The following is a 13,747-nucleotide window of genomic DNA, read 5'->3' on the forward strand; positions in this document are numbered from 1 at the left end:
GGCGGTTGCGTGAAAGTTCCGTTCACCTGGAAAGTCACCGGATGGTTCATGGTCGGCTGGTCCCCCGAATTCCCCGCCGGTGAGGCGCGTCCGCTGCACTACTTCGGCGAGGATCTGGTCGCCTACCGCGACGCGTCCGGCGAACTGCACGTGATGGAAGCCCACTGCAAGCATCTGGGTGCGCACCTGGGCCACGGCGGCAAAGTGGTCGACGACTGCATCCAGTGCCCTTTCCACGGCTGGCGCTGGGGACCCGATGGCGCCAACAAGTACATCCCGTATCAGCCCGATCGCCCGAACCGGGCGCTGAAACTGCGGGTCTACCCGGTGCGCGAGCAGTACGACTGCGTGTTTGTCTGGCATCACCCCGACGGTAAGGAACCGCAGTGGGAGATGCCGGACATCTTCAAGAAATTCCCGCAGTTCGAGACCGACCCGGCGGCCTACTACCGTCCCTACCCGGAGTTCTCCCGGCGTGCCGCCAACGAGCCGGTGCATCCGCAGATCGTCGCCGAGAATGCCCCGGACAGCGCACATTTCGAGTACGTGCACCATGCCACGGTGACGCCCCGCGTGCTGGACTACAAGATCGTGGACCAGGAGTGGCAGTTCATCGCGGGCTGGCCCGACGCCGCCAGCGATGACCCGCAAGACCTCGCGCTGCGGTTCCACAGTCATCTGTTCGGGCTGGGCGGGGCGATCAGCGTGTTCGAAGGTGTGCAGAACCATCGGCTGATCTTCACCTGCACGCCCGTCGACGACGAGGTGTCCGATCTGTTCTATTCCATCTGGTGGCCGCGCATCCCGGGTGATGTCGCCGACGTGCCCTCCGGCGCGTTACGCGAACGCATCGAGCAGCAGTTCCTGTCGACCGTGTTCGACGACCTGCAGATCTGGCGCTACCAGAAGTACGTGGAGAACCCGGCGTTGTCCAAGACCGACGCCAAAGGCTATATGGCGCTGCGGAAATGGGCTACCCAGTTCTACGATGTGCCGCCGGTCGAGCCGATGGCCGCTCGCCGGTGACGGTCGACCTTGCCGCGCTGGCCGCACCGGCGCACACCGCGATCATCACCCAGGAACTGCAGGGCGCGGTGGTCGGACCGGATGCGGGTCTGGGGGTGCTGGCCGCCGAGGCCCGCCGGGTCGCCCTGCCCAGCATCGCGCGACTGCTTCCCGTGGCCCGCTCCGCGGGGGTGCGTGTGGTGCACTGCCTGGTGCAGCGCCGGCCCGACGGGCTGGGCTCCAACCACAACGCCAAGATCTTCGCCATCGGCCGCTCCGGCACAGACCTCACGCCGGGCAGTCCGGGTGCGACGTTGCTGCCGGAGTTCGGCCCGGACCCCTCGGATCTGGTGCTGACCCGCTGGCATGGGGTGGGTCCGATGGGCGGTACCGACCTGGACGCGATCCTGCGGAATCTCGGCGTGTCGACGCTGGTCGTGGTCGGGGTATCGCTGAACCTCGCCATTCCCAACGTGGTGCTGGATGCGGTCAACAGCGGCTACCACGTCGTGGTTCCCCGCGATGCGGTGGCGGGTGTTCCGACCGACTACGGTGCGGCGGTCATCGACCACACGCTGTCGCTGGTGGCGACGATCACCAGCACCGACGAGCTGCGGCAAACGTGGCTGCGGTGATCGAGAACACATCAAGTACGGTGCTCAGGGGGACGGGCCTATCTGAGTTGGAGGAATGATGTCGCAGACCGTTGAGAAGCCCGCCGTACAGTTCACGGTTCCCGCGGTCGTGAACGCGATCGCCGCCGCGATCGGTGACCGCGAGCTGATCATCCAGGGCGACAAGCGCTACACCTACGCGCAGACCGTCGACCGTGCCAACCGGCTCGCCGCCTACCTGCATTCCCGCGGGCTGGGCTGCCACACCGAGCGTGATGGGCTCGCCGGCCACGAGGTCGGCCAGGACCTGCTCGGCATCTACGCCTACAACGGCAACGAATTCGTCGAGACGCTGTTGGCGACGTTCGCTGCCCGGGTGGCCCCGTTCAACGTCAACTACCGCTACGTCAAAAACGAGCTGGCCTACCTGCTGGCCGATTCCGGCGCCACCGGCCTGGTGTATCACGCCGCATTCGCGCCGACGCTGGCCGAGGTGCTGCCGGACCTGCCCCACCTCACGGTGCTGATCCAGATCGCCGACGGATCCGGCAACGCCCTGCTCGACGGCGCCGTCGACTACGAGACCGTGATCGCCGAGACGGCGCCGCAGCCTCCGCCGGTGCAGCCGTGCCCCGACGACCTCTACGTCCTCTACACCGGTGGCACCACCGGGATGCCCAAGGGTGTGCTGTGGCGCCAGCACGACATCTTCATGGGCTCCTTCGGCGGTCGCGACCTGATGACCGGCGAATCGTTCGGCTCCATCGACGAAATCGTGGAAAAAGCCACTGCGAGTCCCGGCGCCAAGCTGATGATCCTGCCGCCGCTGATCCACGGCGCCGCGCAGTGGGGTGTGATGACCGCGATCAACAGCGGCCAGACGCTGGTGTTCCCGTCGGTGGTCGATCACTTCGACGCCGACGATGTGGTCCGCGCGATCGAGCGGGAAAAGGTGATGGTGGTGACGGTGGTCGGCGATGCCATCACCCGGCCGCTGGTCGCCGCGATCACCAGCACCAACGCCGATGTGTCGTCGTTGGCGGTGGTGGCCAACGGCGGCGCGCTGCTGACCCCGTCGGTCAAGCAGCAGGTGGTGGATCTGCTGCCGCACGCCATGATCGTCGACGGCGTCGGCTCCTCGGAAACCGGCGCACAGATGCGGCACCTGTCGACCTCGGGCTCGGTGTCGACCGGCAAGTTCTCCGGTGGCCCGGACACCTGTGTGGCCGCCGAAGACTTCAGCGCGGTTCTCGAACCGGGGCATGAGGGGCTGGGCTGGCTCGCGCAACGCGGATTCGTCCCGTTGGGCTACAAGGGCGACGCCAAGAAGACCGCGGCGACGTTCCCGGTGATCGGCGGGGTGCGGTTCGCGGTGCCCGGCGACCGGGCGCGACTGCTGGCCGACAACTCGATCGAGCTGCTGGGCCGCGACTCAGTGACGATCAACTCCGGCGGGGAGAAGATTTTCGCCGAGGAGGTCGAGATGGCGATCGCCTCGCATCCCGCGGTCATCGACGTGGTGGTCGCCGGCCGGCCCAGCGAGCGCTGGGGTCAGGAGGTCGTCGCCGTGGTGGCCCTGGCCGAGGGTGCCACGGCCGATGCCGCCGAACTCGTCGAGCACGCCGGCACCTCCATCGCCCGCTATAAGCTGCCCAAGGCGATTGTGTTCCGGCCGGTCATCCAGCGCAGCCCGGCCGGCAAGGCCGACTACCGGTGGGCGCGCGAGCAGGCCACCGAAGGCTAGCCCCCGTCCGTTATGCGCCGAACGTGTACTGGGCCCGACCTGCGGGCCGATTTTTCGGTCTGAGTACACGTTCGGCGACCCAGCCGGGTCAGCGTCTGCGCAGCCGGCGCCGCGTCCGGTTGCGCGCCATCCGCACCATCGTGTCGCCGTAGAGGCGCATCGCGCGGCCGAACGGCGGCGCGGCGGTCCCGGTCAGGCTGAACGGCAGATCCGAGCCCACCACCGTGCGGTAGTGGCTGAACGCGTCGAATCCGGCTTTGCCGTGATAGGCGCCCATCCCGCTGCGGCCCACCCCGCCGAACGGCGCCGCCGACGGAATCATCTGTGCGGCAAAGTCGTTGCGGGCCACCCCACCGCTGCGGGTGCGCCGTACGAAATCGCGGAAGTCGGCGCCATCGGGTCCGTACCAGTAGGCCACCAGCGGCGCGGGCCGGGCGTTGATGTGGTCGACGGCGTCGCTGACATCTCGGTAGCCCTGTACCACCAGCACCGGCCCGAAAATCTCCTCCTGCGCGATCGTCATCGCCGCGTCGACATCGCGGATGATGGTGGGCGCGATCTTGCGAGTGGCCCGGTCCGGCAACACTTCGCCTGCCGGAGCGACGGTTTCGACGCGGGCACCACGGTCGCGGGCGTCGTCGATGAGGCCGATCACCCGGTCGAAGTTCGCCTCGTTGACGCTCGAGCAGTAGTCGCCGTTGGTGACGATGGTCGGGAACATTTCCCGCAGCGTGCGGCGTGCCACGTCGACGAACGTATCGATCTGCGCCTCGGGCACCATGACATAGTCCGGGCACACACAGACCTGGCCCCCGTTGACCATGCGGGCCGACGCGATCCGGGCCGCCGACCGTGCGATGTCGGCGTCCGGGGCGACGACGACGGGGTTCTTGCCGCCCAACTCCAAGGTGACCGGGATGAGGTTGGCGGCGGCGGCGCGCTGCACTCGGGCGCCCACCGACGGTGAACCGGTGAAGAACAGGTGGTCGAACGGCAGCTCGGTGAAAGCCGCCGCCACGTCCGGCCCGCCGGTGACGATGTCGAGTTCGCTGGCATCGAAGTAGTCGGGTGCGGTGTCTTTCATCAACGCCGCGGTGTGCGCGGTGATCTCGGACATCTTGATCATCACCCGGTTGCCGGCCGCGAACGCCGCCGCCGCCGGCAGCACCACCAGGTTGACCGGGAAATTCCACGGGCCGATGATCCCGACCACACCGACCGGCGTCGGTTGCACCTCGGCGCGCAGCCCCACCATTCGCCCCGCCCTCAGCAGTGCTGTCGACCGCATCCACTGCGCCACATGCGATCTGGTGTGTTCCACGACCGGGATGATGCCGACCACCTCGGTGAACAACGAGGCGGACCGCGACCGGGTGCCGAAGTCCGCGGCCATCGCATCGACGAACGCGTCGGTGTTCTCCAGCAGCATCGCCAGCAGCCGGTCGATGCGGTTGCGGCGCAAAGCCACGGTGGGCGGACCGTCGGCCAGGAAGGATCGGCGCTGACGCTCCAGAACGCCGCGCATCGTCGCTTCTTCGCCGGCGTCGATGCGCCCGACGACGTTCGTCATGGTCGACTCCTTGCTGTACAGCGCCCCGCGCTCGGGCCAACGCTAGCATTGTCCACCGGCCCAGAATTGTTTACAGTCGAGCTTACTGTCGGGCATTCGGTGAGGCGGGAGAGGCTGGTCGGTGTGAACGACGCGCGACGCAAGGTGGTGGTGGTCGGCGCCGGATCGGGGATCGGCGCCGCGACGGCCGCTCACTTCCACAACCGCGGCGATTACGTGGTGGCCGTCGATATCCGGCCGAACCAGACACCGGCGTCGCGGCACCTGCGGTGCGACCTGCGCGATGCCACCGCCATCCGCGATCTGCTCGGCGACATCGGCCCGGGCTGGGATCTGTTGGCCCACGTCGCGGGGGTGCCGGGCACCGCGCCGGCCGACGACGTGTTGACGATCAACTACCTCGGGATGCGCTGGATGACCGAGGGCATGCTGCCGCTGCTGCACCCGGGCGGATCGGTGGTCGCGGTGGCCTCGACCGCCGCGTTGGGCTGGCAGCAGCGGGTGGAGATCCTCAACGGGCTGCTCGAGGCCACCGACGCCGAGGCGGTGCGGCGCTGGCAGGCCGGCCAGGATCCCGACTTCCCGGTGTACACCACGTCCAAGCAGGCGGTCATCCTGTACGCCAAGCGCCTGGCCGGCCCGGCCTGGTCCCGCTACCGGGTGCGGGTCAACACCGTCAGCCCGGGGCCGATCGAAACACCGATCCTGACCGATTTCGAACGGTCCATGGGCAAAGAGGTTCTCGACACCGTGCGGGCCACCGTCGGCCGGCACGGCACGGTCGATGACATCGTGCCGCTGATCGAGTTCCTCGGCTCACCGCAGGCCGGGTGGATCACCGGCCAGGACATCCTCGCCGACGCCGGCTTCATCAGTGCGATGACCGCCGGTGCGCCGATCCCACTGTAGGTCTCAACCAGGAGCAGCCCATGACCGTCGCCAGCCCGCCCACCTCGCCACACCCCTACCACAGTTTGGACATCTCGGATCCAAGCTTCTGGGACAAGACCTTTGACGTCCGAGACGAATACTTCGCCCAGCTGCGCGCCGAGGACGGGCTGAGTTGGCACCGTCCGATCCCGGCGATCTTCCCGCATGAGGAGACCGGCTACTGGGCGGCCACCCGGCACGCCGATGTGAAATACGTCAGCCAGCACACCGAGCTGTTCGGCTCCAGCCAAGGTGTCAGCGTCGACCCGATGCCGGCCGAGATCCAGCGCGGCATCAGCTTCTTTCTCACCATGGACCCACCCGAGCACACCCGCTACCGGCGCCTGATCAGCTCGGCGTTCACTCCTCGCCAGATCCGCCGCATCGAAGACCAGATCCGCACCAACGCGCGCGACGTGGTCGACCAGCTGATCGCCGACCTGCACTCCGGCGACCAGATCGATTTCGTGGCAAGCTGTTCGGGCAAGCTGCCGATGCGCACCATCTCGGACATGATCGGTATCGACCCCGCCGATCAGCAGGCCGTCGCCTACGCCGCGGAGAGCCTGTTCTCCACCAGCGACGACGACTACGCCTCCCTGGAGGAACGCGCCGTGCACGTGATGACCCAACTCGGGGTGCTGACCAACGCCGGCATCGAATTGGCCAAACTGCGCCGCAGCGCGCCGCACGAAGATCTGATGACCGAGATCGTCAACGCCGAAGTCGACGGTCACCGGCTGTCCGATGAGGAGATCGGCGCGTTCATGGTGCTGCTCGGCTCGGCCGGCAACGACACCACCAAACAGGCCACCTCGCATGCCTTCAAGGCGCTGGTCGATCACTCCGAGCAGCGGGAGTGGCTGCGGGCGGACTTCGACAACCGGATCGACGCGGCCGTCGAGGAATTCGTGCGCTGGTCGACACCGGTGATCGCGTTCTCACGCCACGCGCTGGTCGACACCGAGGTCGCCGGCACCCCGATCGCGGCCGGCGAAAAGGTGGCGCTGTTCTACTGTTCGGCCAACCGCGACGAGACGGTGTTCGACCGCCCGCATGACTTCGACATCACCCGCGCCCCCAACGCCCACCACGGCTACGGCGGCGGCGGCGCACACTTCTGCCTGGGCAACCAGCTGGCCCGCATGGAACTGCGCCACCTGTTCTACGAGTTGGTGACCCGGATGCCGGAGGTGACGCTCGGCGAGCCCGAGTACCTGCACAGCACGTTCGTGCACGGCATCAAGCGCATGCCGATCAACCTGGCCTAGAGTCGTTGCCATGGACCAATACCGGCGTGGCGACCTCGTCTTCGATGTGCTGGATCGCGGTCCGGCCGACGGCCCGGTGGTGATACTGCTGCACGGCTTTCCGCAGCAGAACACGTGTTGGGACGGGGTGATCCCGCGGCTGACCGCCCAGGGCTACCGCTGCCTTGCCCCCAACCAGCGGGGCTACTCGCCCGGCGCGCGCCCCAAGCGCCGCCGCGACTACCGGCTGCCCGAGCTCGTCGAGGACATCGCGGCCCTCATCGACGCGTCCGGTGCCGACAAGGTGCACCTGGTCGGGCATGACTGGGGCGCGGCAGTGGCCTGGGGCGTGGCGGCGCAGCACCCGGAGCGTCTGATCACGGTGGCGCCGATGTCGGTGCCACATCCGGCGGCGTTCAGTCGGGCCGCGCTGACCAGCAGGCAGGGGCTGGCGTCCTGGTACATGCTGTTCTTCCAGCTGCCCCGGATACCCGAGTGGCTGTTGCTCGGGAGGTCGGGCGGCATGGCGAAAGCCTTGCGCGCCACCGGGCAGAACCCCGCCGCCGCCGAGCGCGACGCCCGCGCGATGACCGAGCCGGGTGCGTTGACCGGCGGACTCAATTGGTATCGGGCGCTGCCATTGTCGGACTTCCGGCAGGTGGGCCAGAAGATCACCGTCCCCACCATGTACCTGTGGAGCGATCACGACTCCTACCTGGTGGAAAAGGGGGCCCGGAACTCGGCCCGTTACGTCAGCGCCGAATACCGCTTCGAAATCCTCGGCGGCCTTTCGCACTGGCTGATGGACCAGGAACCCGACAGGATCGCCGATCTGCTGCTGGACTGGTTCGCCGCGCACCCTTCCTGAACCCACTCGCCGTCTACTATACTGTAACCATTACAGTTAGGACGGAGAGCAGCCGTGGAACGTCTAGTCCAGGATGTCGCGGGCGTGCCACGCGCCGACTATCTGCGCGACCCCTATCCCTTCTTCGCCCAACAGCGTCGTACCGCCGGTGTCTTCGAGGGCACGGTGATGGATTACTCCAAGACCCCGGAGTCGTTGCGCCCCAAGCAGAGTTACGCCGCGATGTCGTTCAACGCGGTCAACACCGTCTTCCGCGACGCCAAGTCGTTCGACTCGCGAATCTACGACACCACCATCGGCCTGTTCATCGGGCCGACCATCCTGGCGATGGAGGGCGAGGTCCACCGCAAGCACCGCAACCTGGTCTCCGCGGCCTTCAAACAGAAGTCCCTGGCCCACTGGGAGCCCGATATCGTCCGCCCGGTCTGCACGGCACTGATCGACGAGTTCGTCGATGCCGGTTCGGCCGACCTGGTGCACGACTTCACCTTCGAGTTCCCCACCCGGGTCATCGCCCGACTGCTCGGACTGCCGCAGGAAGACCTGGCCTGGTTCCGCCGGCGGGCGATGGAACTGATCAGCTACACCGTCGACTACCAGCGCGCGTTCACCGCATCGGCGGCCCTCAAGGACTACTTCCTGGCGCAGATGGACATCCGCCGATCCGCACCGAGCCCGGACATCATCGGTGACCTGGTCGGCGCCGAGGTCGACGGCGAAAAACTCAGCGACGACGCCATCTTCTCGTTTCTGCGATTGCTGTTGCCGGCCGGGCTGGAGACCACCTACCGGGCTTCGGGCAATCTGCTGTTCCTGCTGCTGACCCGCACCCACCAACTCGACGCGGTGCGCGCCGATCGTGGCTTGATCGGCGCAGCCATCGAGGAGGCGCTGCGCTACGAGACACCGCTGACGACCGTGCAGCGCACCGCTACCCGCGACACCGAATTGGAGGGAGTCGCGATCCCGGCCGGCGCGGTGATCGACGTCTGTGTCGGCTCGGCGAACCGCGACGAGCAGCGCTGGGAGCGTCCGGAGGACTTTGACATCTCCCGCAAGTGGATTCCGCACATCACGTTCGCCGCCGGCGAGCACACCTGTCTGGGGCTGCACCTGGCGCGCATGGAGATGCGGGTTGCGCTGGAAACGCTTCTGGACCGGGTGATCAACCTCGAGTTGCTCGGCGCGGACAACCCGCACATCTCCGGTCAGCCGTTCCGGTCGCCGCGGGCGCTGCCGGTCCGTTTCGACGTCCGGTAGCGCTCACGCCCGCCGCGGCGCGCGGTGCCCGATGGTCTTGGTCTCCAGATACTGTCCGAAACCCTCGATCCCGCACTGGCGGCCGATTCCGCTGCTCTTGTAGCCGCCGAATGGCGCGTCGGCGCCGTAGTACATGCCGCCGTTGACGCCGATCGACCCGGTGCGGATCCGCCGCGCGATGCCCATCGCGCGTTCACCGGAGGCCGAGAGCACCGCACCGGCCAGGCCGTAGGCGCTGTCGTTGGCGAGCCGGACGGCGTCGTCGTCATCGGCGAACGGCAGCATCACCAGCACCGGACCGAACACCTCCTGTTGCGCGATGGCCGCGCTGTTGTCCACACCGACGATCACGGTCGGCTGCACATAGTGCCCGCCGGCCAGATGCTCCGGAAGATCCTCGAACGATCCTCCTCCGGTGGTGAATTCAGCCCCGTCGCGGCGCGCCTGGTCGCAGGCGGCCAGCACCCGCTGCTTCTGGGCTGCGCTGATCAGCGGGCCGACCAGGGTGTGCGGTGCGACCGGATCACCGACCGGCACCGCCTGGAAGGTCGCGGTGACGGTGGCGACCGCCTCCTCGAACAGCGACTGGTGCACCAGCATGCGGGTGGTGGCAGCGCAGGCCTGTCCGGCGTGTACGCACACCCCGAACGCGGCGGGGGCGAGCTTGGCCGGGTCCGCGTCGTCGAGCACGATCAGCGCCGACTTGCCGCCCAGCTCAAGGAAAGTCCGGCGCATCGTGTCAGCGCTCTGCTGCAACAGCAGCCTGCCGACGGCGGTGGAACCGGTGAACGAAACCATGTCGACCCGGGGATCGGTGCCCAGCAGGCCGGCGACCTCGTTGGACGGGGTCGGCACCACGTTGACGACGCCGGCCGGAATGTCGGTGCGCTGCGCGATCAGCCGACCCAGCCGGGTGGCGTTCCACGGTGTGTTCGGATCCGGCTTGAGCACGACGGTATTGCCGGTCGCCAGGGCCGGGCCGAGCTTGTTGAGGATCACTTCGATCGGAAAATTGGACGGGGTGATGGCGGCGACCACACCGATCGGCTCCTTGACCACGGTGCGCACATTGCGTTCGCCGAAAAGGCCGCCGCCGTCCAGCACCCGCTCCCACTCGAAATCGTCGATCAGCCGCGCCGGATAACGCAGCCCGTCGGCCAGCGGCCAGTCCAGCTGCGCGGTCGCGGTGGTCAGCACCGGGCAGCCCACCTCGGCGATCAGCTCGTCGCGCAACTCCTCCTGCTCGGCCTCCAGTGCCGCCTGCAACTGCTCCAGGCACCGGCGGCGCAGGTTGCGGTTCGTCGACCAGTCGGTGTCGTCGAAGGCGCGTCGGGCGGCGCCGATGGCGGCATCCATGTCCTCGGTGCCGGCCGCCGCGGTGCGTCCCAGCAGCCTGCCGGTCGCAGGGCTGAGGTTGTCGAACTCGGCGCCGCTTGCCGCCCCGGCCAGCCGACCGTCGATGAGCATCCGCGTCTCGGCGCGTTCGGCTGCCCGCTCCCCGACATCCACGCTGGTAGCGACGTCGCTCACAAGATCTCCTACCTGTCCGGGATGTACAACGGTAAACATTACAGTAGAATCATCTCGGCGACGGCGGGAGAGGGCTGCGGTGATCAAGGTGATGGAGGGCTTGCGGGTCCTCGAGGTGGCACAGTTCACGTTCGTTCCGGCCGCCGGCGCGATCCTGGCGGATTGGGGCGCCGACGTCATCAAGGTCGAGCACCCGGTGCGCGGCGACACCCAGCGCGGCTTCGTCAACATGGGCGGCTTCCAACTCGACCCGGACCGGCATCCGCTGATCGAGCACCCCAACCGCGGCAAGCGCAGCGTCGGTATCGACATCTCCACCGCCGACGGCCAGGAGGTGCTGTACGAACTCGCCCGCACCGCCGACGTCTTCTTGACCAACTATCTGCCCGCAGCCCGGCAGAAGAACAAGTTCGACCTCGAGCACATCCGGGCGGTGAACCCGTCCATCATCTACGCCCGCGGCAGCGCCTACGGCGACAAGGGACCGCAACGCGATGTCGGAGGGTTCGACGGCACCGCGTTCTGGACCCGCAGCGGAGTCGGCCACGCGTTGAGCCCGGAAGCCCTGGGCGGCCTGGTGTCCCAGGGGATCCCGGCGTTCGGGGACTCGATCGGCGGGATGAACATCGCCGGTGGGATCTCGGCCGCCCTGCTGCATCGGGAACGGACCGGGCAGGCCCTGGAGGTCGATGTGTCGCTGCTGTCCACCGCCTGGTGGGCGGCGGGTGCGAGCATGACGCAGGGCATGGAGACCGGGGAGACGATGCGCTCGGAGATGCCACAATCCGGCGGCTCGCCGTTCAATCCGTTCCTGGGCAACTACCTCACCTCCGACGGCGGCACCATCAACCTGTGCATCGTCAGCCCGACCGGCTACATCCGGGACACCTTCGAGCATCTGGGTATCGGCGAGGTCGCCGACGACCCCCGTTTCGCCGACGTGCTGCCGTTGATGGAGAACGCCGAAGCCGCAAGCGAACTGATCGTCGCGGCCGTCGCCGCCAAGCCGTTCGCGTACTGGCGGCAGCATCTGAAGACGATGAAGGGCCAGTGGGCGCCCGCACAGAGCTTCATCGAACTCAGCACCGATGAGCAGGCGATCGCCAACGACATGATCGTCGAGGTGGAGGCCGGCGACGGCGGAGCACCGCTGCGGGTGGTTCGCGGGCCCGTCCAGTTCAACCATGAACCGCTTCAGACCAGCCGGGCCCCGCAGGCCTCCGAGCACACCGAGATGGTGCTGATGGAGTTGGGTTTGGACTGGGACCGTATCGCTGAGCTCAAGGAGTCCGGGGCGATCGCCTGACCGCGTTGACTCTGCGCTGACGGCGCAGCCCACTCGACTTTTTCCGCCCCCTACGCACACCAGGAGGATTCATGCAGAAGGCTCTCGCGCCCGACATCACGACCTGGCCGGAGGACCATCCGCAGCTGGTCGGCAGCCGGTGCGGCGCGTGTTCGGCGACGGTGTTTCCCGAACAGCAGCGCTGCCCCCGATGCAGCAGCGACGCCATGACCCGGGAGTTGCTGCCGCGCAGCGGCACGCTGGTGGCGTGGACCACCCAGGGCTTCCCGCCCGGACCGCCCTACCGCGGCGCGACCGGTGCGACGTTCGTGCCGTTCGGCGTGGGTCTGGTGCAACTGGGCGACGTGATCCGTGTCGAGGGCCGGCTGACCGAGAATGACCCCGACAAGCTGGAATTCGGGATGTCCGTCGAGCTGACGATGGTGCCGTTGAACACCGACGACGACGGCAACGAGATCCTCACCTTTGCCTTCCGACCCGGCGAGGCGCGGTCATGAACGAGGTCGCCATCATCGGTGTCGGCCTGCACCCATTCGGCCGCTTCGAGGGCAAGTCAGCGATGGAAATGGGTGTGGACGCCATCTTTGCCGCGGTGGCCGACGCCGGCGTGCAGTGGTCGGACATCGGCGCCGCGACCGGAGGCAGCTGGACGGTGGCCAACCCCGACGCCATCGTCGGGATGGTGGGACTGTCCGGGATTCCGTTCACCAACGTGTTCAACGCCTGCGCCACCGCGGCCAGCGCCGCCAAGGCCTGCGCGGACGGAATCCGGCTGGGCGACTACGACATCGGGATCGCCGTCGGCTTGGACAAGCATCCGCGCGGCGCGTTCACCGAGGATCCGGCCCTCGTCGGGATGCCGCGCTGGTACGCCGAGAACGGCCAGTACCTCACCACCCAGTTCTTCGGGATGAAGGCCAATCGCTATCTGCACGACCACTGCATCTCGCAGGCCACCCTGGCCAAGGTTGCCGCCAAGAACTTCCGAAACGGCGCGCTGAACCCGAATGCGTTCCGCCGCAAACCCATTCCGGAGTACGAGATCCTGGCGTCGCCGATGCTGAACTATCCACTGACCCAGTACATGTTCTGTGCGCCCGACGAGGGTGCGGCCGCGGTGGTGATGTGCCGGGCCGACATCGCCCACCGCTACACCGACAAGCCGGTGTACCTGCGCGCCGTCGAGGTGCGCACCCGTCGCTACGGTGCCTATGAGGTCAACACCACGTTCGCCCCGGTCGCCGAGGACCTCGCCCCGACCGTCTATGCGGCCCGCGCGGCGTTCGAGCGGGCCGGCGTCGCGCCGCAGGACGTCGACGTGATTCAGCTGCAGGACACCGATGCCGGCGCGGAGGTCATCCACATGGCCGAGTGCGGGTTCTGCGCCGACGGCGAGCAGGAGCGGCTGCTGGCCGACGGCGCCACCGAGATCGGCGGCGCCCTGCCGATCAACACCGACGGCGGGCTGATCGCCAACGGCGAGCCGATCGGCGCGTCGGGGCTGCGCCAGATCCACGAGCTGGTGCGCCAGCTGCGCGGCCAGGCCGGGGATCGCCAGGTGCCCGGTGCGCCCAGGGTCGGTTTCGCCCAGCTCTACGGTGCCCCCGGCACGGCGGCCGCCACCATCCTGACCACCTGATCCCCGGCGAGCAGACGCAAATGTGCCCTTA

General features: G+C 67.9%; 12 protein-coding genes. 10 read left to right on the forward strand and 2 right to left on the reverse strand.

Translation table 11 applies throughout. From position 1 onward, the window contains the following. The first annotated feature begins 9 nt into the window (after positions 1-9). From AC5Y36_RS11480 to AC5Y36_RS11490, 3 genes are read left to right on the forward strand one after another with little or no spacing between them, the layout of a single operon-like run. Positions 10-1,026 carry a Rieske 2Fe-2S domain-containing protein gene (locus AC5Y36_RS11480; RefSeq protein ID WP_500041022.1) on the forward strand — a complete coding sequence of 339 codons (1,017 nt, stop codon included), beginning with the start codon at positions 10-12 and terminating at the stop codon, positions 1,024-1,026. Next, positions 1,023-1,640, forward strand: a complete 618-nt coding sequence (locus AC5Y36_RS11485; RefSeq protein ID WP_500041023.1) for a cysteine hydrolase family protein — start codon at positions 1,023-1,025, stop codon at positions 1,638-1,640. The genes AC5Y36_RS11480 and AC5Y36_RS11485 overlap by 4 nt, the downstream gene beginning before the upstream one ends. Positions 1,641-1,695: 55 nt before the next feature. After that, on the forward strand, positions 1,696-3,363 hold the full coding sequence (locus AC5Y36_RS11490; RefSeq protein ID WP_500041024.1) for an acyl-CoA synthetase: 1,668 nt from the start codon (positions 1,696-1,698) through the stop codon (positions 3,361-3,363). 88 nt (positions 3,364-3,451) lie between these two features. On the opposite strand, the gene AC5Y36_RS11495 is transcribed toward AC5Y36_RS11490, so the two are convergent. Next, on the reverse strand, positions 3,452-4,933 hold the full coding sequence (locus AC5Y36_RS11495) for an aldehyde dehydrogenase family protein (RefSeq protein ID WP_500041025.1): 1,482 nt from the start codon (positions 4,931-4,933) through the stop codon (positions 3,452-3,454). A 123-nt stretch (positions 4,934-5,056) separates the two neighbouring features. Here AC5Y36_RS11495 and AC5Y36_RS11500 point away from each other — a divergent pair, with 123 nt between their 5' ends. From AC5Y36_RS11500 to AC5Y36_RS11515, 4 genes are read left to right on the forward strand one after another with little or no spacing between them, the layout of a single operon-like run. Next, a complete protein-coding gene (locus AC5Y36_RS11500; RefSeq protein ID WP_500041026.1) occupies positions 5,057-5,842 on the forward strand; it encodes an SDR family oxidoreductase in 786 nt (261 codons plus the stop codon). A gap of 20 nt (positions 5,843-5,862) precedes the next feature. Beyond that, a complete protein-coding gene (locus AC5Y36_RS11505) occupies positions 5,863-7,134 on the forward strand; it encodes a cytochrome P450 (protein WP_500041027.1) in 1,272 nt (423 codons plus the stop codon). 10 nt (positions 7,135-7,144) lie between these two features. Next, the gene (locus AC5Y36_RS11510; protein ID WP_500041028.1) at positions 7,145-7,981 is read left to right on the forward strand and encodes an alpha/beta fold hydrolase; all 837 of its coding nucleotides are present in this window, start codon (positions 7,145-7,147) and stop codon (positions 7,979-7,981) included. Between the two features lie 54 nt (positions 7,982-8,035). After that, the gene (locus tag AC5Y36_RS11515) at positions 8,036-9,241 is read left to right on the forward strand and encodes a cytochrome P450 (protein WP_500041029.1); all 1,206 of its coding nucleotides are present in this window, start codon (positions 8,036-8,038) and stop codon (positions 9,239-9,241) included. A 3-nt stretch (positions 9,242-9,244) separates the two neighbouring features. Here the strand turns inward: AC5Y36_RS11515 and AC5Y36_RS11520 are convergent, their stop codons facing one another. Then, a complete protein-coding gene (locus AC5Y36_RS11520) occupies positions 9,245-10,708 on the reverse strand; it encodes an aldehyde dehydrogenase family protein (protein WP_500041093.1) in 1,464 nt (487 codons plus the stop codon). Between the two features lie 154 nt (positions 10,709-10,862). Between AC5Y36_RS11520 and AC5Y36_RS11525 the strand changes: the two genes are divergently transcribed. The 3 genes from AC5Y36_RS11525 (at position 10,863) to AC5Y36_RS11535 (ending at position 13,716) form a co-directional block, all read left to right on the forward strand. Further along, complete coding sequence (locus tag AC5Y36_RS11525) at positions 10,863-12,077, forward strand: CaiB/BaiF CoA transferase family protein (protein ID WP_500041094.1); 1,215 nt, start codon at positions 10,863-10,865, stop codon at positions 12,075-12,077. A gap of 71 nt (positions 12,078-12,148) precedes the next feature. After that, positions 12,149-12,574 carry a Zn-ribbon domain-containing OB-fold protein gene (locus tag AC5Y36_RS11530; protein WP_500041030.1) on the forward strand — a complete coding sequence of 142 codons (426 nt, stop codon included), beginning with the start codon at positions 12,149-12,151 and terminating at the stop codon, positions 12,572-12,574. After that, positions 12,571-13,716: a thiolase family protein gene (locus AC5Y36_RS11535; protein WP_500041031.1), complete on the forward strand. Its 1,146-nt coding sequence runs from the start codon at positions 12,571-12,573 to the stop codon at positions 13,714-13,716. The genes AC5Y36_RS11530 and AC5Y36_RS11535 overlap by 4 nt, the downstream gene beginning before the upstream one ends. The last annotated feature ends 31 nt before the right edge of the window (positions 13,717-13,747 follow it).

The organism is Mycobacterium sp. NGS50, assembly GCF_059812545.1.

What these genes read in the sequence shown, in the direction of transcription:
- AC5Y36_RS11490 (WP_500041024.1), top strand. Translation starts at nt 1,696, where the DNA reads ATGATGTCGCAGACCGTTGAGAAGCCCGCCGTACAGTTCACGGTTCCC.
- AC5Y36_RS11535 (WP_500041031.1), top strand. Translation starts at nt 12,571, where the DNA reads ATGAACGAGGTCGCCATCATCGGTGTCGGCCTGCACCCATTCGGCCGC.
- AC5Y36_RS11495 (WP_500041025.1), bottom strand. Translation starts at nt 4,933, where the DNA reads ATGACGAACGTCGTCGGGCGCATCGACGCCGGCGAAGAAGCGACGATG.
- AC5Y36_RS11510 (WP_500041028.1), top strand. Translation starts at nt 7,145, where the DNA reads ATGGACCAATACCGGCGTGGCGACCTCGTCTTCGATGTGCTGGATCGC.
- AC5Y36_RS11525 (WP_500041094.1), top strand. Translation starts at nt 10,863, where the DNA reads ATGGAGGGCTTGCGGGTCCTCGAGGTGGCACAGTTCACGTTCGTTCCG.
- AC5Y36_RS11530 (WP_500041030.1), top strand. Translation starts at nt 12,149, where the DNA reads ATGCAGAAGGCTCTCGCGCCCGACATCACGACCTGGCCGGAGGACCAT.
- AC5Y36_RS11505 (WP_500041027.1), top strand. Translation starts at nt 5,863, where the DNA reads ATGACCGTCGCCAGCCCGCCCACCTCGCCACACCCCTACCACAGTTTG.
- AC5Y36_RS11520 (WP_500041093.1), bottom strand. Translation starts at nt 10,708, where the DNA reads ATGCTCATCGACGGTCGGCTGGCCGGGGCGGCAAGCGGCGCCGAGTTC.